Here is a 20,872-nt window from a genome sequence, read left to right as displayed (position 1 = left end):
CTTGGACATTTTCATTTGCCAACACCTTCTTTAGCGAACTGCTAAACCTTCTCTGCGCCGAACTCGATGCCTACCACACCCACCTCTATGGCCTCACCCGCGACGAACTCCGCTACATCCTCGACCCCGCTGACATCCACGGCCCCGATTTCCCCAGCGAAACCTTCCGCGGCCTCAAAAACAACGACATCAAACAGTTCGGCGAATACCGCACCCAACGCCTGGTTCTTGAAGCTTGGGATAGGCTATTTGGGAGTCCTTGGCTTAAACAATGATGTAATTTTAGTGAGTCAAGAGGCTGTTTATCTTTATGTCTTCAATTCCATGAAAATGTTTAATCAAATAATTTTTGTCAGTGAGTTGAACTAACCCCTAAAAAATAATAAGGTAAAAATTTATGGCTATCGACTCTACAAGAATAAAGGAATTTATTAGTCAAGATCCCTTCAGGAAAACCTTGCATGACCTATTAATCTCTTCTGGGTTCAAAGTCACTTGGATACACTTCAAGTCCTTTAGGCTTTGGGGATTCTATCTTAAACCGACAAAGAGAATCAAGGATCTTTTAGGTGTTGGGAACTTAGAGATACTTATCTGGGTTGTGCAATTTGACGACTTTCAGGCAAAAACCATTGAGCAAGCAGTTGAAATTGCGACTCAGGAAAACAGATTAGGCAAAGATTTTGTTCTTATCATTACTGAAGACAAGGAAACAGCTAAAAATGTAGCGCAGATATCTCCACAGATATCCCCCATAAATATCATTGGATTTTCAATCAGCGAAATAAGGGGTTTATCAACTAATCCAGAGAGTTTTCTGTCAACACTCCAATCTAGACTATATGTAAAAGATTTGTACTGGGTTGTTGATCCCATAAAAATACCAAGATACTTTTATGGGCACAATAAGTTGCTCTCTGAGATTTCTTCATCACTTGCAAATTCCACCTCAAATATAGGCTTATTTGGCCTACGGAAAATGGGAAAAACTTCTTTCCTATATCGATTAATAGAAATATTGAAGGAAAGTTATAGTGTTTATATTGCTTACTTAGATATTCAACGGATTGATGGAGTTTCACCTACAGCAGAATATCTTTTGTGGAGTCTTGGCGAATCTATACTAGATTCTATAGGAAAAAAGAGAATAGATAATTTAGTTCTTTTTGGTAAATATGAGCTTTTTTCCGCTATAGATAACAAAGATTTTATCAGAGAAGGTTTTGTTGTAGATTTCCAGAAAATCATCAAAGCGACCAACAAAAAATTTATTATAGCTTTTGATGAAGTAGAGCTGATGGCTCCACCATCAATGATTTACGGTTCTTCTTGGGCACCACAAGACTTTCTTAGGGTTTGGCGTATTCTAAGAGGAATGTATCAAGAGCATTCAGGCAGAATTGCTTATTTTGTGACGGGCACCAATCCAAAAATTGTTGAGCAGACAAGCATTGAATCTTCAGATAATCCAATTTTTAACTTTTTCCAAAAAAAGTATTTAGGCCCGTTTATTTTTGAGGATAGCAAGAATTTGCTCGAAGATATCGGCTCTCTTATGGGTCTTTCTTGGCAAAGTGATGCTCTGAATATGGTTCATCAAAGAACTGGAGGTCACCCTCTCTTAATGCGAGCTTACGGATCAGCAATTCATAACGCAAGATCTAATAAGGGACAAAGCAAGAGCGTCTTAAGCAGTGATGTTTCTAAAGAAGCAGCTAATTTCTTAAAACTAGTAGAATCTCAAGTAAGTCAAATGGTTGATGTGTTGTCTCAATATTATGAAAACGAATTTATCCTCCTTGAAACCTTAGCAAAAGGAAAAATTGGAGAATTTAAGGAACTCGCTGAATTATTTCCTAACGATATTTCTCATCTTGAAGGTTATGGAATTATAGAATTTGATGGCGAGGCATGTAATATCAAAGTCGAACCTCTTCAAACGTGGATGGTTAAAAGGAAAAACACTCGGGAAATAAGAGCAAGTGTTTATCAAAACGATAGTACTCTAGTATTGGGGGAAAGAATAGGAACCTATAAAATTGAGAGCTTGGTTGGTCATTCAGGAGGATTCTCAAAAGTATATAAGGCTGAAAGAGTTGAAGGAGGAAATTTATCAGAGCAGTCGAAATATGTAGCTATAAAAGTTTTAGAGTCGGGATCAATTTTCAAGCTCCAAAGGGAAGTTGATATTCTATCAAAATTTAACCATCCAAATATCGTTAAGTTAATTACATTTGGACAAACAGGGGATGGAAAAGCTTATTTAGTCATGGAATATTTGGAAGGACAATCCCTCCGGTCTAAATGTCAACGCAGTTTTAGATTGGCACCCGATGAGCTAAAGGATGTTGCTGTAAAGCTATTGAAAGCCTTAAAGTATATTCATCCTGACCATGATCTAGTAGAAAAACTGCGCAGCAAGAAGGATCTATTGCCTCAAGAATTTACTCAAATGGAGCAAGCGAGGCATGGAAAAGTGCATCGCGACATAAAGCCTGAAAATATCATTTTGACGGATGTGAGAGGCCCTGTGTTGATAGATTTCAACATATCAGTTGCTGCCAATGAAGAAGTGAGGACTATGTCACATACTCCAGGTTACTTGCCTCCTGATTTTGTAGTGGGTCCATGGACCCCGGATATAGATCTTTACCAATTAGGCTTGACCCTGGCACAGGCAGCCACAGGTATGGATATTAGCTTGAGCCAGGCCGGTGAGTATGATTTGGAAATTATTCAAAATTTATCTGAGCAAGTTAGAAATGACTTACCAGAAAAGTTAGCGCAGGGGATCTTGAAGTTGTTTGCAGGAAACAAGATGGATAGATTTCAATCTGCTGCTTCTGCCCTCAAGTTCATTCGTAATACTTAAGCACTTCCCCTTTAAATTAAGTCCAAAGAAAATGAAGTGTCTACAGATAGAAGGATGATTTAGCCTCTTTATAAAATAGGATAGAATTTATTTTTAGTCGTATAGCATGGGCATTGCCCAGTCATTGTTATCCTGTGACTCTGTCATCTCTCGACTTCATCACAATCATTGACCTGACAGACAAACAGTTCTATAAACTTTGTCAAGCCAATACCGATATCAAGAGCACAACGCTAACGGAACCTTAGCCCTTGTAAGGTAGACATTGCCCACTACTTACCCCAGATTGTGTTGAGCCTAGCCATAACGTGCTACCTAAGCAAAACCGCTGTAAGCTCCCATGCGAGGTCATCATGCCTGCCTTAGACCACATTCAGCAAGATATTCAAGAGCTGCCCGAAGAAGCCCAACAGCTCATCCTCGATTTCGTCAGCTTCCTCAAACAGCGCTATCAGCCCCAACCCAACAAACCCCATCAGCCCATCAGCTTTACCGACCAACCCTTCGTCGGCATGTGGAGCGACGTTCCCGAAATGCAAGACAGCGCTGCCTGGGTCAGGCAAACCCGTCAGCAGCAGTGGCAGCGTCACCATGGCTGATCTTCTCATCGACACCGATATCTTGATTGATGTCGCCAACAAAGAGGCCACCGCCCAGCAACGCCTTACCACCGAAAGCCAAACCGCAACCCTCGGCATCTCCACCATTACGGTTATGGAACTGCTCGTTGGCTGCCGTAACAAAACCGAACAGCAGGCCCTAAACAAATTCCTCCAGCAGTTTGAAGTCTGCCCTCTTTCCGAAACAGCCTCTGACCAAGCCGTCGAACTCATGCAAACCTATACCCTCAGTCATGGTCTCCAAATCCCAGATGCCCTCATTGCAGCCACAGCCCTAGCCCTCAACATCCCTCTACTCAGCAAAAATCAGCGCGATTATCGTTTTATTTCCGGGCTCTCCTTGCTCCCCTATCCCTAAAACTATTACTCCTTAGAGTGGCGCTAGCCATCATTCATCCCCATTAAACAAATCCTATGAAAACCATCGCTATCTATCACAACAAAGGCGGCGTGGGCAAAACCACCACCGCCGTTAATCTCGCCGCCGCCTTCCAAAACAAAGGCAAGCGCGTCCTCCTCATCGACATCGACGCCCAGGCTAACTCCACCTTCAGCACCGGGCTAATCAAATTCCAATTCGAGGAAGACGACGATCTCGTCAACCGCAACGTCTTCCAACTGCTCGAATCCGGCGAGTTCAACTTCATCCCCGAAATCGTCAGAAAGTCCAACGGCTTCAACACGCCAGAAATCGACGTAGTGCCCGCCCACATCTCCCTCATCGACAATCAAGATCGCCTTACCAAGCTGGCCGCCAGCCGGTTTCGCCTCAACAGCAAACTTCAAAAAGTTGAAGACAGCTACGACATCACCATCATCGATGCCCCACCCTCCCGCGACATCTACGCCGAAATCGCCCTCATCGCCGCCGACTACCTGATCATCCCCTCAGACATGAAGCCCTTCGCCAACCAGGGCCTCAACAACGTCAAATACTTCATCAGCGAAGTCAACGAAACCCGCTCCAACATTGGCAAAGCCCCTCTAGAGGTGTTAGGGGTGCTCGCCTCCAAAATTCTGACCAACACTCAATACCTCAAGTTCGTCTTCCCTCGGCAAAAAGAAGCCGTCACCCAACGCTACGGCTTCCCTACCCTAGAGACCGTCATCTACGAACGGGTAGCCCTCTCCAACTGCGTTAACAAAACTCTTCCCGTCGGTATGATAGAAATCCCTGATCCAAAATCCATCTTTGAGTTTGATCGCGACTGCGACTCCGTTAAAGAGTTCAGAAACCTCTCCTACGAAGTCATGACCAAAATGGGGGCCTAATCCATGACCGAATACTACCTAGTCGATGTCAAAAGCATCACATCCACTACACCGCGATCCAACTTCAAAGTAGACCAACTAGAAACCCTGGCCCAAAGCATTCTAGCCACCGGGGCATTGCTCTCCCCCCTCATACTCAAACAAACCGGGGCCGAAACCTACGAAGTCCTCGCCGGAGACCTAGAGTACTACGCCGCCGTTCGCGCCAAAGAACTCGATCCCCGCAAAGGCGAAATGGTCAACGCCTTTGTTATCCCTCCCAAACAGCAGGAGGCAGCAGTCGAGCAGGCTGCCCTTCTCAGCCCAAACCCACAGCCCACGCCAACCTCAGACCAGCCAACCCCGGCGGCAACCCCAGCCCCCTCTGGCAACTCTGACCTCCGCATCACCAACCTAGAATCCCGCCTAGACGAAGCCATCCGCGACCTCAAGCGCTCTCAAGATCGCGAAATCAACCGCCTAGAGCAAACCGTCAACGACCTCAAAGCCCAGCTCCCTCAACGGGTAGAACCCCTAGACGCCTTCAACAACCTCAGCCTACCCGAACTAGCCCAAAAGCTGGCCTCTGCCAACGTGCGCGGCAAAACCGCCGAACGAATGCTCAAAGGCATCGAACAAGAACGCAAGAAGGCCAAGTTCAAGTCCTTCACTGACATCGTCGAACGAGTCGATGGCCTCGGCGACAAACGAATGCTCGCCATCATCGACACCTGGAGCGGCCTGTACTAAATTACTCGCCGCCTTGGCCTATGACTACAAACCATAATGGGCATTTAGCTTTTTCAGCACCAGATTATGGTTCTCTTGGAAGGAATCTGGAGTCCAACTAGAGTACTTGTTGAGAATTCGTAGAGAGTTAGGGCAAGTATCAACATTTTGCTCAAAGTATCTAGTCTTTTTATCTTGGTAGTCGCGCCTACCCTGAGAAGCATTCTTGCGGCGGGTAATTAAGACTAGGTTGCCTAGCTTATGAGTCATTTCCTTTCGCTGTTCTTGAGTGAAGTCTTTGACCCACTGGCTCCCAGCATCTGGATTTTGCGGCAGGATATGCTCCACCGATAAGGTCGAGAAATCCATTTTCTGAGCATGATTCTTATAGAGATAGTCCAGCTTCAACAGAACGTATCGCGCAAACCTTCTTCCATAGACATCTCCCATAACCATGTGCGAAAAGGGATGACGGTCTATATCGAAGCACCCAGACTCAAAAAGAGCCCCCACAGTAGAAGCCTGATCAATCTCCTTGATCACATTATTCATTGCGTCAATACGCACCGTTGGTGCATACTGACAAATCCAATCCGCAGAGAATTTGTTGTCAAGAGCAACTAAGAATTCATGAATTTGCTTTTCGCCAAACTTGTCATAATATCTCAGCAGAGGTGGAATCCAGTCCGTCGATTGCAGACCTGTGAGCATAACCTGAATTAAGTTGTCAAAGATAAAGCTATTAGTGAAGTCGTAGTTATTTCCACTAAATAGCTTCGTGTAAATATCAAGATACCTTTCCAGCACCAAAAAAGTATCCTTGCCTTTCTTCAGCAAGGGTTGCTTTGTTTCGGCAGAAGACTTTCCTTTGTCCTTGCTACTATAGATTTTAGATTCAAACTCTTGAAGCAAGTTTAATCTTGCCTTCTCCTTTACCAAAATAGTTCGGATATGATTTAAGAAACGGTCAAAATCATCGCCGAGTTCGCTTTCTGCGTTTTCCCAGAGTTCAGCGAACTTCTTTTTTTCGCTCTCTAGTTCAATCTCACCTAGGTTGATGGATTTTAAGATGTCACTATTCCTGAGGGGCACTCCTCGATCATTCAGAATCATGAACAACCGAAAGGCGTCTTCTAGATCTTCAGTGGCAACAAATATTAGCAAGACATTGTTGAGGAGAAAAGCAAGAAGGTCTTCAGAGTTGACCTCATACTTCTCAAAAAATCTGCGAATTTCTAAAATTGCAGCAGCCATGTTGCGTGAAGAAATATCCGCTGTACTCTTGCGAACACTTTCTAGTTCATCAATCAGATTGGTGCCGCCAACAACCTTGATAAATTTATCCAAAAACTTTTCAACATCTTCTCTAATGCTAAAGACAAGTCTTGTTCTTTCTGGAATTTTCTTGAATTTGCTAGATTTTTGGTAAATGCACTTCTGGCAGTCTTCCTTAGCTTCTTCATCCGTTGTTAGATCCCGTATGACTGCTAGCAATAGCAAGAGGGTAGTCATCCTCTGTTGACCATCCAGGAGATCGTTTTCATCAAACTCTTGCCCCAACTGAGGATTAGCAGCTTTTGCCTGAAATACAAAAGAACCCAAAAAATACTCAGAGTCAGGCTTCTCTTGCATCGCAAAAGTTAGATCATCCAGTAGATCATTAACTTCCTCATAGCCCCACACATAGGGGCGCTGGTATTCGGGAATGCGAAACCACATGTTGCCAAAAATATCTTTGACAAGAATCTTTTCGCTTTTGATCTCGCTCATGGTCTATCTTCCTGTTCTCTAAATTAGAATAATGCTTGAGTAAAGTCTGGCTGTGTAAACCTTCAATCTTGACTAAGAAGTGCGACGATTTTTCGAGCTAAAAAAGATCACAAGTGGTCACACTAAAAATAGTGCATTAGGTATGCCTTTTCAATAAGATTACCCGCACCGTCCTGATAATGCCCAAGAATGCCAATGAGAAATCTTCATGAAGTTCTCTCAACTTACCGAAGGTTACCCAAGTAGATTGGGCAAAATTACTGATAGCGGAATAATTTACCTGAGCTTAACGCCGTAAACTCGTCCGCTCATTAAGCCCCCCCATTCTGGATTGCCGTGACTACCTGGGCCATCTCCGTAGCCGATACCTTCTTCAACGAGCTTCTGAACCTGCCTCAAGCCGTTCAGAAGAAAGTCAGCAAAGTCGTCAAAACCCTTGAGGCAGACCCCATCTCAGCCCAGGGCGACGCCAAAAAACTGAAAGGCTACACCAACAACGTGTATCGAGTCCGCCTAGGCGACTATCGGCTGTTCTACAGCTTTGGCCAAGGCTGGGTCAAACTCCTCAGCATCCGTAAGCGCGACGAGCGCACCTACGAAATCGAGATCCCTGACTTTGATGCTCCTTCCCCGCCCCCCAGCGACAGCATTCTCACCCCCCAGCCCATTGCAGGCAACCCCGTCCCCTCGACCCCAACCACTAAGGGTGGTGTAGATGTCGGGCCGGAAAGCAGCTCTACCACTGGCCAAATCACCACATCCTTGCCGGTAGCGCTCACCGAGTCACTCTTGCAGCAGTGGCAAATTCCGGCTATCCACTGGCCAGATGTGCTCAAGGTCAGCAACGCCGAAGGCATTCTAGAGCTGCCTATCTCCGAGAATCTCATCAGCCGCATTATCGATAACCTCTACCCTCGCCCCATCGAAGAAATCGCGGCTCAGCGAGAGTACATTCTCCAGCAGCCCGAAGACCTTGATCGCTTTGTAGAAGGCAACCTCAGCGCCTTTCTGCTCAAGCTCGACCCCGAGCAAGAAGCCCTGCGGGACTTTGGCAAACAAGGCCCCGTGCTGGTTAAGGGTGGCCCCGGCACCGGCAAATCTACCCTGGCTCTCTACCGGGTAGAAACGCTGCTGAGCCAAGGGTACAAGCCGATTCTCTTCACCACCTACACCAAAGCCTTGGTGGCCTACTCCGAGCAACTGCTCACCCAACTGCTAGAGCAGCCCCCCGAAAAAGCCGGGGTTAAAGTCAGTACGGTGGATGGCCTGGTTTATCGGCAGTACACCACCACCTACGGCAAACCCAAGTTCGCCCAAGACTACCAAAGCCAAAACCTGCTAGAAGAAGCCATCAAGACAACCGCGATACCCGGCAGCAATGCCTTTGACCGACAGGTGAGGCAGCAATCCCTACAGCGTTTAGGCAGCCCCTATCTGCTCCAAGAATTTGACACCGTCATTGAGGGCTGGGGTATCGACACCCTCGAAGCCTACCTGGCCCATGAGCGCCGAGGTCGCGGCATTCCCCTCAAGGCCCCTGTGCGCGAAGCCCTCTGGGCTACCTACCAGCGCTGGCGGCAACTTATGGCCCAAACCGGGCTGATCACCTGGGCTCAGATGCGAATGCAGGCTCTAGAGGTCGTCCTTAAGCTAGACCTGAAACCTTATCAAGCCGTGGTCATTGATGAGGCTCAAGACTTATCCCCAGTTTCCCTACGTTTTCTGCTGGGGCTAGTGCCAACCCTAGAAGGGGTCTACCTCACCGCCGATGCCTCGCAATCCCTCTATCAGCGAGGCTTTAGCTGGAAGCAAATTCACCAAGACCTGCGGGTCACAGGCCGAACGCTGTTGCTCAAACGCAACTATCGCAACACAGCCCAAATTACCGCCGCCTGTACCGTCATCCTCCAGGGCACCGATGCGGGTGATTCAGAGTGTGTGGTGCAGGAGCCATCTCCTCACCAGGGCGAGATTCCAGCTGTGCTCATGACCGACAGTGCCGATCAAACCGCCCAGTTAGTCCGAGACTTTTTCATTCAGGCAGCTAAGACCTACCGCATGCCGATCCACGGTGGGGCCGTGCTGTGCCCCAGCAACCAGATGGGCGAAGACATTGCCGAGCGGCTGTCGAGCCTGGGCCTTAAAACTCAGTTCTTCCAGGGCAATCAGCTCGATCTCAACGCCACCTGTGTCAAAGTGCTCACCCTGCATTCTGCCAAGGGGTTAGAGTTTCCCTTTGTCGCCGTGGTTGGTCTACAAGAGGGGCGCTTGCCCAAACTCGACCCCAACCTTCCTGAAGAAGAAAGCCCCGCTGCGATCAATGAACAACGGCGACTGTTCTACGTGGGATGTTCCAGAGCCATGCGAGCACTGACCGTAATTGGCTCCCGCTCTAGCCCATCCCTACTGCTCGAATCCCTCACTGCACCCTCCTGGCAAAGATAGGCAAGGTTATGAAACTACCCGTTAAACTCCAAGATCTGATCCAGCAAGGGGATGAATTGATTGCCCAGATCAGCCAACTCATGGCTCTGGGCAATGTTTGGATTGATTGCTCTGGGGTAGACGCAGCTCCCGACGACAAGCTCGACCTGTTGCTGTCAGCAGCTCCCTCAGGCTGGGACTTACTGGAGTTCTCTGAGGTCATCGACTCCAGCACGCTGACAGAAACGTTTGCTGAGCAGCTCATTGCGAGAATTAACTTTCGACTGGGGCGTGTTGTCTCTCCCCCTGCCCCCCTAGCCCTATCAGCAGCCGATTCAGAGCCTTCTACTCCCCTCGATATCTTTAACCTGCGGGATGAGGTTATCAGCGACTACCGTAGCTATGTCAAAAGCTTCCTCAAAATTCGCGACAGCAAAGTTGAGTCCTTTGTCGATCAAGAGCTAGAGAAAGGCGAACTCTGGCCCGACCCACTGGTACAGCTCAACCCCTCCTACAGGCCTGGAGCCTACATTGCGCCACTGGTCGAACAGGGTGTCTTGCACCCAGACTGTGCCCGCTACTTCCCCGACTACGTTTCCAAATACCCCTTTAGGTACCACCAAGAGCAGGCCTTTCGCATTGCTCGCCAAGAGCAGCCCTATGTTTTGACCACAGGCACCGGGTCTGGCAAAAGCATGACCTACGTTGTGCCCATCATCGACGATCTATTGCGCAATCCAGGCATCCGAGGGGTGCGGGCCATTTTGGTCTACCCCATGAATGCTTTGATCAACTCCCAAAAGCAAGAGTTCGATAAATTCCTGGGGGGCATCCCAGGCTCCCCTATTCGCGTAGAGCAATACACCGGCCAGGAAAGCCTGACCAAAAAGACCGACATTCAAAACAATCCACCCCAAATTATCCTCACTAACTACGTGATGCTAGAGCTGATGCTCAGCCGCACCCACGAAGAAAAGCTAGTAGCCTCCAGCGACTTGAAGTTTCTCGTGCTCGATGAATTGCACACCTATCGCGGTCGGCAGGGGGCCGATGTCGCCATTCTGGTGCGCAAACTGCGCCAGCGCTGTGGCCAAGACTTCCTGTGCATTGGCACCAGCGCCACCATGTCCACCGAGGGCAACCGCGACGATCGCAAGCAAACCGTTGCGGAGGTTGCCAGCAAGCTCTTTGGCACCGAGGTCAACGCTGATCATGTGATCGACGAAACCCTAGAGCGTTCGATTAAACGACCAGAACCAACCCCCGAAGAACTCAAGACAGCCCTTGCGCAGCCCTTACCCAGCGAAAATGAGCAGTCCTTAGCCACGTTTCAGGCCCATCCCCTCGCCGCCTGGATGGAGTTGGCCTTTGGCCTGAAGGACGAAGCGGGACACCTAGTGCGGCGTACCCCGATCGCGCTTTCTGCCGGGGCACAACAGCTATCAGAGTTAACTCAGACGCCTCTGGAGCTATGCCAGGCTACACTCCGGCAAATGTTTCTCTGGGGCAGCAAAACCAAAGGCTTGGCCTTTAGGTTGCACCAGTTCATCTCCCAAGGCGGAAGCGTCTACGCGACAGCAGAACCGGCAAAAAGCCGTGAGCTAACCCTAGAAGGCCAGTACGCCACTACCGAAGACCGGCTACTCTACCCCCTGGTGTTTTGTCGGGAATGCGGACAGGACTACTACATGGTGTTCTACAACCGCGATCGCGACGAGATCCAGCCTCTTCTACCCACTCAGCTCGATTTCAATCCCGATGAGTCGGTCATTCAGGAAGGCTACCTCACCCTCAACGAGCCAGGGCTATGGAACGAAAGCGAGGCTGATCGCCTGCCAGATACCTGGTTCCGGGAAACTAAGCGGGAAGGGCGAGTGCCGAAAAAAGAGTACGCCCAATTTATCCCTCAACGCCTGCGGGTGCTACCCAATGGGCGCGTCACCAGCTCACTATTGCAAGGCACTGAGTTTTGGTTCTCTCCCAAACCATTCAGCGTTTGCCTCAATTGCGGTATCGTCCATGACCGCCGCAAGAGCGAGTTTACTAAACTCTCTCGTCTCAGCAGTGAAGGTCGCAGCACCACCACAACCCTGCTATGCCTATCGACTGTCAACCGGCTGAAAAGCAGCAATGCGGTAAAACCTACCGCCCAAAAGGTGCTCAGCTTCACTGATAACCGTCAGGATGCTTCGCTCCAGGCAGGACACTTTAACGACTTTGTGCAAACTAGCCTGCTGCGAGCAGCGCTAAATCGTGCCCTCACGGCCAAATCATCTCTCACCCATGCCGACTTAGTACGGTGTGTCGTGGAACAAATGAATCTGGCGCAGACCGTCTACGCCAAACAACCCGCCGAATTTGATGGCCCAGGCAAGCGCCGCAATGAGCGAGCCTTTCAGAAGCTAGTGGAATATCGGCTCTATGAAGACCTGAGAAAGGGTTGGCGCTTTGTACAGCCCAATTTAGAGCAGTGCGGTTTGTTAGCCATTGAATATGATGGCATTGAGGAAGTTTGCACCTCCAATAGCCTATGGGAGAGATACCCTCACCGCATCTTATTGCAGGCTACAGCTCAGCAACGCTGTGAGGTGGTGAAAGCGTTTTTAGACCAACTCCGCAAAGACTTGGCGCTCGATGCCGACCTGCTCCAGACTGAGAAGGTAGAGCAGCTTCTCAGGGAAGTTAATCAAGCGATCGCCGATCCCTGGTCGTTCGATATGTATGAAAAGCTTCATGAAGCCAAATGGGCCACATACCACCAATCAGAGCGCGGTACAGATTGGGGCAAGGCCCAGGTGAAGCTCACCGCCCGTAGCAAAATAGGCCGTTTTCTGCGGTCTGAGCGAGCTTGGCCCTGGCTGAATCAACCAATTTCCGAGGCTGACTATGACGCGCTCGTTCGAGCGTTTGTAGCGGCTCTAGCCGATGCGGGCTTTCTGCTCCAAGAGCAGGACAAAATTCAACTCCGGGTAGATTCTCTGAAATGGGTCGCCCAAAAAGCAACCCACATCCCTCCAGACCCCATGACCGCCAAGCGGCTTCAGGGAAGTGAGGTGGCCTTCACCGAAGTAAATAAGTTCTTCCAAACCTTCTACGAACAAAGCAGCTCAGGCATCCACAACCTAGAGGGACGAGAACACACCGGCCAAGTCAAAAACGAAAAACGCCAGGAGCGTGAAGCGAAATTTAGAGACGGCAAACTCGCCACCCTATTTTGTTCTCCCACCATGGAGTTGGGTATCGATATTTCCGATTTGAACATCGTTCACATGCGGAACGTCCCTCCTAGCCCAGCAAACTATGCCCAGCGCAGTGGTCGAGCCGGTAGAAGTGGGCAAGCTGCTTTGGTCATCACCTATGCCTCCATCGGCAGTGGCCACGATCAGTATTTTTTTAAGCGGCAAGATCAAATGGTGGCTGGGGTCGTTGTCCCTCCAAAACTAGAGTTGGGTAACCAAGATCTCATTCGTGCCCACATTCATTCCATCTGGTTAGCCCATACAGGGCTATCGTTGGAAAATTCCATGAACCAGCTGCTTGATCTGGAGCAAGTAAGCTATCCCCTCAAGGAAAGCATCCGCAACGAACTGCATCTCGCATCAGACCGCCTAGAGCGTTGTCTAAAGGCAGCCCAGACTATCTTGCAAGATAGGATTTGCCAAAACGACTTAACCCAGGCGGCCTGGTACAGCGAAGATTGGTTGCGCTACGTGCTGGAGACGGCCCTTAATAGCTTTGACAGGGCGTGCGATCGCTGGCGAGCCCTTTACAGCGATGCCGTGGCTCAGCTAGAAACCGCTCGCCAAGTTATTGACCGCTCGGCCCGAGGCAATGTGACCCATGAAGAACGGAAAAATGCCGAGGCCCTGGAGCGCGAGGCCCGGCGACAAATAGACCTGTTGGTTGGCCAAGTAAAACCTGGCAGTGGTCACACCCAGTTTGAGTTTTATCCCTACCGCTACTTTGCCTCTGAGGGGTTTTTGCCGGGTTACAATTTCCCCCGCTTGCCCGTGCGCACGTATATCCAAGCCGGAGATGATGGGGAATTCATCTCGCGACCAAGGGTTGTAGCCATTCGTGAATTTGCCCCAGGCAACATTGTCTACTACGAAGGGAGTAAATTCCAAATATCTAAAACCCGCACCCCGGTTGGGGGTATAGAAGCCGCCTATCAACGGGTGGCGCTATGTCCAACCTGTGGTTATTTCCACGATGGTGACAACTCCTTAAGAGAATTCTGTGAAAACTGCGGTGCTCAGCTCAAGGCTGATAGCCGTAACAACCCGCCGAAGCTAAACCGCTTACTCACCATGGAAACCATGCTGACCCGGCGGCGAGAACGCATTACCTGCGATGAAGAAGAACGCCTCAAATATGGTTACAACGTCACTACACACTTCCGCTATAGCGAAGGGCGAAAAGTCGTAGCCACCGTTGAAGCCGAAGATGGCACTTCGTTGCTCAAGCTCACCTTTGGGGAAACAGCCAAACTATGGCGTATCAATCGAGGCCTAACTCGCAACCGCCAGGAAGCTGGCTTTAAGTTAAACACGGCCACCGGCTTATGGGGTGAACCCAAGCAAGAAAAAGAACAGCTAGCTCCAGACTCACTACACAGCCAGGTACATCTGGTTGTAGATGACACCTGTAATGTCTTAATGGTGGAGCCTTGCCAAGTTCCTGCCGAAAACTCAGAAGCGTTTTTGGCCAGTTTCCAATACGCACTACAGAGAGCTATTCAAGCTGCTTATAAACTTGAGAACGATGAGCTAGCCTCTGAGCGGCTGGGGCAAGGCCACCATATCTTATTCTGGGAGGCCTCAGAGGGTGGAGCTGGGGTGCTCTCACAGATTCTGGAAGACCCCAAATCATTTCAACGGCTAGCTGCCGAGGCTTTGGATATTTGCCACTTTAACCACGAAAAAGAAAGCTGCATCCAAGCCTGCTACGAATGCTTGTTGTCCTATCGCAATCAGTTTGACCATCCATTGCTAAACCGGCATCTGATCCGGCCCTGGCTAAATCAGCTCACCACCAGCAATGTTTGCCTCCATGTAGATAGCGATAAACGAGATGAGCATTATGCGTGGCTTATAGCCCAAACGGATCCTAGCTCTGATTTAGAGCGTCAGGTGTTAGACGCCATTTATCAGCAAGGTCTTAAACTGCCCGATACCGCCCAAACCCTCATTGAAGTTGCTAACTGTAAGCCCGACTTCCTCTACACAAGAGAAAAAGTGGCTATCTTCTGTGATGGCTCTGTCCACGACCATCCAGATCAACGGGAGCAAGACCAGATTGACCGAGACAACTTAAGGTACAGCGCTGGCTACTCCGTCCTAGTTCTTCGCTATGACCAAGACTGGCGCAGTCAGCTCTCGATTCTTTCCAGCCTGCTCCCCTAAGCAGTCTGTTAACCCGTAGTGCTCAAGACGATTGAGCCTTCCACCAATTTTGAGCCTTCTCGGTTCTCTCACGGCTGGTCAACTGGCTATAGGTTCTGTCAGCCTCCCGAACTGAATGCCCCATCATCTCCGCCAACGCCTCATCCTGGTCACGGCTGCCATGTTTTCGCTGCCAAGTGATGGCAATTCGTCGAAAATCGTGGGGTGAAGTCCGCTTCGGCTCGCCGTACAGAACCCCTGTCACCTTGTACATAGTGCGAGTGACTAGCTCGCTAATCCTAGTACCCAAATACGGGCTCCCAAGATTCTCAGGCAGTTGAGGTGAAATTTGAAAGAAAACAAGTTGATGTGCCTTTGTAGCCTTAGGTCTCCAGACATTTATCCACTCATCTAAATCAGCAGTCAAGTGAGAGGGTAAGGCAAATTCCCTTTCCTTGCCGGTCTTACTCCCGGTCTTATGGTCTTCAGGACTGAGTCGCACCACATAGCCATCCTCCTCCCGAAATAAGGTTCTGCCTATCTCTAGTTCTCTCAGTTCCCGCTGACGAATTGGGCAGTATGTCAGAATTGCGATAAGCAAGTATCGTTGCCAACTCTGCATAATTGCTAGATCAGATCGCTTCCCTCCAGCAACATTACGCTTGCCCTCTCCCCTAATCAGGCGTGACAGTTGGGGAGCACAGCACTTTCTTAAATAGTTCACCACTTCAATACATTGTTCGAGAGTAATCAATTTTTCAGCCAGCACCTCCTTAGAAATAGTGCGCTTGGGTTCTCTTTCTCGCTTATGGGAAATTTGAATCATCAAAGCTCGAATATCCTCGATTTCTTCTATATCTCGGTATTTGGCTTGTTTTGAGCGTTTATAGTGTTGCCACTTTGCAACATTTAATGCCGCAGCACTAGTAACAATAGCCCAGCCATAGCTATTTTTACGTTCATTGATTCCCCAGGCTATGAAGTCATCTAGCCAATCTCGGTCAGCCATCATCTCTAACCTAATTTCATCTAAAGGAAGGTCTTGAACCTTATGAAGCCACCCACCGAAAAGTCGGATGGAAAGTTCGTAAGACTTATAAGTAACCTCTCTTAAGGGGCGATCTTGGCGCTTAGGAATTTCTGGTGCTGTCAAAAAATTATGGAATTGCTCTATCTGCTTGACCAAAGTCGAGTTGAGTTCATGAGCTTTAAGGCTATGAGGGTTAGCGGCTCGTGGTCGTCCCTTGCCCCTTCGAGCCCTTTTAAGACTGTAGTCAGTTCTCAATCGAGGAGCGAGCTGACCGTCATAGGTACCAGCGGCATCATGGTACCAAGCTTGATCTTGCGCCCAGCTTAGGAATCGGCTAAGTACTGACTTGTAATTAGCAAGGGTTCCTTTGCTAACACTAGTAGCAGTTTTTAGCAAGTAAAACTCCACATTCTTAAAGTCGCGAAACTTCAGTGACTTCAGGGAAGCAACTAAACATTCCTCCTGCTTCAGCGACAAAGGAGATAAGCCATAGTTCGGCAAGATATATTTCCGAAGAACAGTCTTTAGGTTACCCACAAGCTTTGGGTTACTTCTTGCAGGAGCTGAACTATTGAATAGCTCCAGAACATCAAATAGCGAAACAGGAACATAATAGGCCATCGTCTTGGAGTATTAAAAATGAAACTATAGCACGATTATAATGCTTGTAAAGACGGCTAATAAATACATATCTAATAATATCCAATACCTTTAGACTCCCTTCACGGCAATGCTTTCAGCTGCCGCCTATTGATAGGCTTTAGGATTTTAGGAGAATTAATCCTAGCGCTTTTTCAGGTTATCGAGAGCCCTCAATCGACATTTAGTTTGTTGATTTAGAGAATTCTTGAAAACAAAAACGCCCATAGGTTTTGACCTAGGGCGTGCGCGATTGAGAGCCTTGAGTTTGAGTTTCACAACTCTGGCACCTGAATATGATCTGTCGGCTTAGCATAGACCCGATCAATCATCTGCGCGGAGTTACCTACCCACTTAGCAATTTGAATGCTGGGTATATCTGCCTCTCGACAAAGGCTACAAAACGTATGCCGAGTCTGATAGGGATTGCGGTACTCAATATCTGTCAAAGAAGCCATCACTTTGGCCCAGGCCCGGTTCGCGAAGTTGTGCCAATCGATGAATTTGAATTCCCGACTGGGAAATACCAACGCTTCAGGATCAGCTGAAGCGGGCTTGATCGACTCCAGCAGTTCGGTCAACTGGGCATTGACTGGAAACCTCCTCAACTTCTGAGTCTTGAGGCCTTCCTTCAATACCAGCCTTCTACCGTCATAAATCACCGCTTGCCTAAAAGTTATGACTTTGGATCCGATATGTTTCCACTGAAGCGCGATCGCTTCTGATGGGCGACACCCAGTGAAAAACAGAAATTGCATCAAAGGGGCATAGTAGCCGTAATACCGATTTGCCTTGAAGGCCGCGATAACTTGATCCCGCTCATCGCGGGTGAAGGGATTGATCTCCTCCTCCTCTGTCCCGGCCTTCTGCACTTTGACATCGGCAGACATCCCATCAAACGGGTTTGAGCCAATGATGTCTGACTTCTTGGCCCACCGGCAGCAGGCCCCCAAGTGCATTAAAACCCGCTTAGCCGAGTCAGCGGGCACGTGGGTAGTAACCCAATCAAACACGGCCTGAGAGTCAGCCAAGTGCTTGTGAGGACACCTTTCCAAATGGTTAGCCATCCACCCGTACATCCGAATTGTTGCAGGAGACTTGCCAGTCTTCCTGGCATCAACGTACTGCTGCCACAGCTCATTCAGCTTGGGTGTAGTTTTGGGTGTAATGTCCAGCGATGCCACACTCATTGCTGACTGAGGCTTGTACTTTGCCAGAGTTTGGTCGAAGTTGCCGGAAAGAATATCTAGCTCGATCTCTCTAGCCTTCATCTCAGCTAGTTTGCGCCCTTCTGGGCTGTCAGACAGCCCTATGGAAATGTAATGCCGCTCGCCAGCATGGCGAAATCGGAGCTGCAACCGGCCATTAGAGGTGATTACCGTAACAGTTCCTTTAGAAGCTTTGCCAGTGGGGGTTTTAGAGTACATAGAGCTACCTCAGCAGTACGTTTGAATTACACCCAATTTACACCCAATTTACACCCAAAAAGCTTGGAAGATACCCAAAAGAGTGATGAATTTAGAACATGGGTACTTGGGCTCTACGGATTCACTGACGACAAAAAACCCCTGAAACCTATTGATTTCAGGGGTTTTAGGGATAAGCTGGTGACAAGACTCGAACTTGCGACCGGCTGATTACAAATCAGCTGCTCTACCAACTGAGCTACACCAGCAAAAGCATACTCAGTATAGCAAGGTTGGTCAGGGAGTTCATTCTCCTCAAACACCTATGGGGCGGATTCTACCTCTTCGGCTATAGGTTCACTGATGGCCTGAGCGATCGCCTCCTCGTCATCCTTAAACACCACCCGCAGCAGGGGCGGAGCCAGAAATGTCGTGAAGATCACCATAACGATGATGGCGGCATCGAGGGATTCGGTTAGGACGCCACTGGCGGCTCCGACCCCGGCAAACACCAGCCCCACCTCGCCCCGGGGAATCATACCCACTCCAACCGCCAGGCGATTGATGCCGGGTTGGCCAAAGATCACGAACCCAGCTATGACCTTACCTAGAATGGCCACCACCACCAGAAACGAGGCAATGACCAATCCAGCCCGGTTGGCTGGTTCTAGTGGATTGAGCACGCTCAGGTCGGTGCGGGCCCCAACGGTGATAAAGAAAATCGGCACCAGCATGTCGGCAATGGGGCTGATCTGCTCCTCCAGCTCTTTGTGCTTAGAGGTTTCAGCTAAAATCAGGCCCGCTGCAAAAGCGCCTAGAATGGCCTCTAGCTGAATGGCGGCGGCGATATAAGCCAGTACAAAGGCAAAAATCAGCGAGCTGATGATCACCTGACCGCGAGTTCGCATCTGGTTGACCACCATGACAAAGTAGGGGCTGAGCAGGCGACCAATAAAGATTGACCCCACCAGAAAGGCGGCGGCTCCAGCGATCAGATAGACCACGTTGAGAATTTCAATTTCGCCAGTTTTGGCCAGGCTGGCGACTACGGCCAGGACAATAATGCCGAGTACGTCATCCAGCACCGCCGCCCCGATGATAATCTGCCCTTCCTTGGAGCTTAGTTGCTGCATTTCAGCCAGCACCTTAGCCGTAATGCCAATGCTGGTTGCCGTGAGTGCAGCCCCAGCAAACACCGCCGGAATGGTGCCGATGCCAAACAGCGCAATCAGCCCCGCCGTACCGGCGGCAAAGGGTGCGACCACGCCCACAATGGCCACCATCGCCGCCTGGGGGCCAACCCGAATCAGCTCTTTGAGGTCAGACTCTAGGCCAATCTCAAACAGGAGAATAATCACCCCCAGTTCGGCCAGAATCGAGATGACTTCGCTCTCGCCCTGAAATACCCTGAGCAAACCCTCGGGCGACTGGTTGGTGGTCATACCCACCAGGTTCATCAGCAGCGACTGTACCTCGCCGCCGCCCTCGGGAAACACGATCAGGTGCATGGCCGAGACACCGACAATCACCCCCCCAACCAACTCTCCCAACACAGCGGGGAGGTTGACGCGGGCACACAACTCACCGCCAATTTTGGCAGCCAGGTAGACCACTATCAAACTCAGCAGCACGCTGGCGAGAATCAGCGGCTCTAGCTCCGCTTCCGATTCTGCAACTTCGGCAAGCCAGAGACTGGCACCAGAGGTCAACGGGAGAAAGGGGGGGGAGACACTAATCAGGTCGCTGCCGATGAGGGCACTCATCCAATTCGCCATGCAGACCGCTACAACTCGTCCCATACAATGTACATGAGATTTCTTCCTGTAAAGAGTTCACAGGGATCGTTATAGCCGTTGTTTTCCTTAGGAAAAGAGCCTCAGGGAAAGACCCGGTGGGCCAGGGAGGGCATCTGTCGGCGCACCTGAGAAATGCGATCGGGATTGATTTCGGCGATCGCCACTCCCGTCTCAACCCCGGCATCGGCCAGCACCATACCCCAGGGGTCGATGATCATGGCGTGGCCGTGGGACTGGCGGCGGGCGTTGTGGAAGCCGGTTTGGGCGGGCGCAATCACGTAGCAGGTGTTTTCGATCGCCCGGGCCTTGAGCAGCACCTGCCAGTGGTCTTTGCCGGTGAATTCGGTAAAGGCGGCGGGCACCACCAGCACTTCGGCCCCCTGCTGAGACAGGTGACGGTATAGCTCGGGGAAGCGCACGTCGTAGCACACCGACAAACCCAAAATGCCAAAGGGCTTGGAGGGAAACACATCCGGCAGCAGGTGGCCCGAGATCACGGTGTTGGACTCGCGGTAGGTGTTACCGTCGGGCAGGTTGACATCGAACAGGTGCACTTTTTCGTAGCGCAGTAGCTCCTGTCCTTCGGGGGAAACCAGCAGTGCCGTGTTGAACACCTTGCCCTCTTTGGCCGGTACCGGATAACCGCCGCCAATCAGAGTGACCTGGTAGCGCTGGGCCATGGTTTTGAGAAACGCCTCGCTGGCCCGGCTGATGGCGTCGGCCTGGGCAATCTTGGCGGCTTCGTCGCCCAAAAACGAAAAGTTTTCGGGCAGACTGACCAGTTCGGCCCCCTGGCGGGCGGCTAGGTCGATCAGCTCCTCAGCCTGGGCCAAGTTCTTGGCCAAATCTGGCACACTGGTCATCTGTACGGCGGCGGCCCGATACGCTCTCATAAATTACCTGACTGGAGATGAGACTGGAACGGTTAACAGTTCCCTACGCATCAATTTT

13 protein-coding genes and 1 tRNA gene are annotated in these 20,872 nt (G+C 49.9%); 7 read left to right on the top strand and 7 right to left on the bottom strand.

Going from position 1 to position 20,872, the window contains the following annotated elements; genetic code table 11:
* Positions 1 to 41: 41 nt before the first annotated feature.
* Positions 42 to 218 carry a hypothetical protein gene (locus NF78_RS31845; protein WP_197064825.1) on the bottom strand — a complete coding sequence of 59 codons (177 nt, stop codon included), beginning with the start codon at positions 216 to 218 and terminating at the stop codon, positions 42 to 44.
* A gap of 179 nt (positions 219 to 397) precedes the next feature.
* Between NF78_RS31845 and NF78_RS13160 the strand changes: the two genes are divergently transcribed.
* From NF78_RS13160 to NF78_RS13140, 5 genes are all read left to right on the top strand, one after another.
* Entirely contained in the window at positions 398 to 2,872 is a 2,475-nt protein-coding gene (locus NF78_RS13160; RefSeq protein WP_035987013.1) for a serine/threonine-protein kinase, read from the top strand.
* A gap of 353 nt (positions 2,873 to 3,225) precedes the next feature.
* Positions 3,226 to 3,471 carry a DUF2281 domain-containing protein gene (locus NF78_RS13155; protein ID WP_052050338.1) on the top strand — a complete coding sequence of 82 codons (246 nt, stop codon included), beginning with the start codon at positions 3,226 to 3,228 and terminating at the stop codon, positions 3,469 to 3,471.
* A complete protein-coding gene (locus tag NF78_RS13150) occupies positions 3,464 to 3,850 on the top strand; it encodes a type II toxin-antitoxin system VapC family toxin (protein ID WP_035987011.1) in 387 nt (128 codons plus the stop codon). Before NF78_RS13155 ends, NF78_RS13150 begins: the two co-directional genes overlap by 8 nt.
* 56 nt (positions 3,851 to 3,906) lie before the next feature.
* Positions 3,907 to 4,764 carry a ParA family protein gene (locus NF78_RS13145; protein WP_035987009.1) on the top strand — a complete coding sequence of 286 codons (858 nt, stop codon included), beginning with the start codon at positions 3,907 to 3,909 and terminating at the stop codon, positions 4,762 to 4,764.
* A 3-nt stretch (positions 4,765 to 4,767) separates the two neighbouring features.
* Complete coding sequence (locus NF78_RS13140) at positions 4,768 to 5,493, top strand: hypothetical protein (RefSeq protein ID WP_035987007.1); 726 nt, start codon at positions 4,768 to 4,770, stop codon at positions 5,491 to 5,493.
* Between the two features lie 24 nt (positions 5,494 to 5,517).
* On the opposite strand, the gene NF78_RS13135 is transcribed toward NF78_RS13140, so the two are convergent.
* Positions 5,518 to 7,242: a DUF262 domain-containing protein gene (locus NF78_RS13135; RefSeq protein ID WP_035987006.1), complete on the bottom strand. Its 1,725-nt coding sequence runs from the start codon at positions 7,240 to 7,242 to the stop codon at positions 5,518 to 5,520.
* A gap of 336 nt (positions 7,243 to 7,578) precedes the next feature.
* Here NF78_RS13135 and NF78_RS13130 point away from each other — a divergent pair, with 336 nt between their 5' ends.
* Together NF78_RS13130 and NF78_RS13125 are read left to right on the top strand one after the other, a co-directional pair.
* The gene (locus NF78_RS13130; protein ID WP_035987004.1) at positions 7,579 to 9,687 is read left to right on the top strand and encodes a 3'-5' exonuclease; all 2,109 of its coding nucleotides are present in this window, start codon (positions 7,579 to 7,581) and stop codon (positions 9,685 to 9,687) included.
* A gap of 8 nt (positions 9,688 to 9,695) precedes the next feature.
* Positions 9,696 to 15,071 carry a DEAD/DEAH box helicase gene (locus tag NF78_RS13125; protein WP_035987002.1) on the top strand — a complete coding sequence of 1,792 codons (5,376 nt, stop codon included), beginning with the start codon at positions 9,696 to 9,698 and terminating at the stop codon, positions 15,069 to 15,071.
* A 22-nt stretch (positions 15,072 to 15,093) separates the two neighbouring features.
* Here the strand turns inward: NF78_RS13125 and NF78_RS13120 are convergent, their stop codons facing one another.
* From NF78_RS13120 to NF78_RS13100, 5 genes are all read right to left on the bottom strand, one after another.
* On the bottom strand, positions 15,094 to 16,701 hold the full coding sequence (locus NF78_RS13120) for a site-specific integrase (RefSeq protein WP_081972609.1): 1,608 nt from the start codon (positions 16,699 to 16,701) through the stop codon (positions 15,094 to 15,096).
* Between the two features lie 293 nt (positions 16,702 to 16,994).
* On the bottom strand, positions 16,995 to 18,146 hold the full coding sequence (locus NF78_RS13115) for a site-specific integrase (protein ID WP_035986997.1): 1,152 nt from the start codon (positions 18,144 to 18,146) through the stop codon (positions 16,995 to 16,997).
* 175 nt (positions 18,147 to 18,321) lie between these two features.
* Positions 18,322 to 18,394 (bottom strand) — tRNA-Thr (locus NF78_RS13110).
* 54 nt (positions 18,395 to 18,448) lie between these two features.
* On the bottom strand, positions 18,449 to 19,888 hold the full coding sequence (locus NF78_RS13105) for a cation:proton antiporter (RefSeq protein ID WP_225885292.1): 1,440 nt from the start codon (positions 19,886 to 19,888) through the stop codon (positions 18,449 to 18,451).
* A 113-nt stretch (positions 19,889 to 20,001) separates the two neighbouring features.
* On the bottom strand, positions 20,002 to 20,814 hold the full coding sequence (locus NF78_RS13100) for a carbon-nitrogen hydrolase family protein (protein WP_035986994.1): 813 nt from the start codon (positions 20,812 to 20,814) through the stop codon (positions 20,002 to 20,004).
* Positions 20,815 to 20,872 lie beyond the last annotated feature (58 nt).

The organism is Leptolyngbya sp. KIOST-1 (genome assembly GCF_000763385.1).
Taxonomy (GTDB): Bacteria; Cyanobacteriota; Cyanobacteriia; order Phormidesmidales; family Phormidesmidaceae; genus Nodosilinea.
The sequence above is the reverse complement of the archived record's forward strand: the minus strand, read 5'-3'. Positions and strand labels throughout refer to the sequence as shown.

Excerpts from the sequence above, each read along its gene's own strand:
- NF78_RS13155 (WP_052050338.1), top strand. The coding sequence starts at position 3,226 with ATGCCTGCCTTAGACCACATTCAGCAAGATATTCAAGAGCTGCCCGAA.
- NF78_RS13125 (WP_035987002.1), top strand. The coding sequence starts at position 9,696 with ATGAAACTACCCGTTAAACTCCAAGATCTGATCCAGCAAGGGGATGAA.
- NF78_RS13105 (WP_225885292.1), bottom strand. The coding sequence starts at position 19,888 with ATGAGTGCCCTCATCGGCAGCGACCTGATTAGTGTCTCCCCCCCCTTT.
- NF78_RS13150 (WP_035987011.1), top strand. The coding sequence starts at position 3,464 with ATGGCTGATCTTCTCATCGACACCGATATCTTGATTGATGTCGCCAAC.
- NF78_RS13120 (WP_081972609.1), bottom strand. The coding sequence starts at position 16,701 with ATGGCCTATTATGTTCCTGTTTCGCTATTTGATGTTCTGGAGCTATTC.
- NF78_RS13100 (WP_035986994.1), bottom strand. The coding sequence starts at position 20,814 with ATGAGAGCGTATCGGGCCGCCGCCGTACAGATGACCAGTGTGCCAGAT.
- NF78_RS13145 (WP_035987009.1), top strand. The coding sequence starts at position 3,907 with ATGAAAACCATCGCTATCTATCACAACAAAGGCGGCGTGGGCAAAACC.
- NF78_RS13160 (WP_035987013.1), top strand. The coding sequence starts at position 398 with ATGGCTATCGACTCTACAAGAATAAAGGAATTTATTAGTCAAGATCCC.
- NF78_RS13115 (WP_035986997.1), bottom strand. The coding sequence starts at position 18,146 with ATGTACTCTAAAACCCCCACTGGCAAAGCTTCTAAAGGAACTGTTACG.
- NF78_RS13135 (WP_035987006.1), bottom strand. The coding sequence starts at position 7,242 with ATGAGCGAGATCAAAAGCGAAAAGATTCTTGTCAAAGATATTTTTGGC.
- NF78_RS13140 (WP_035987007.1), top strand. The coding sequence starts at position 4,768 with ATGACCGAATACTACCTAGTCGATGTCAAAAGCATCACATCCACTACA.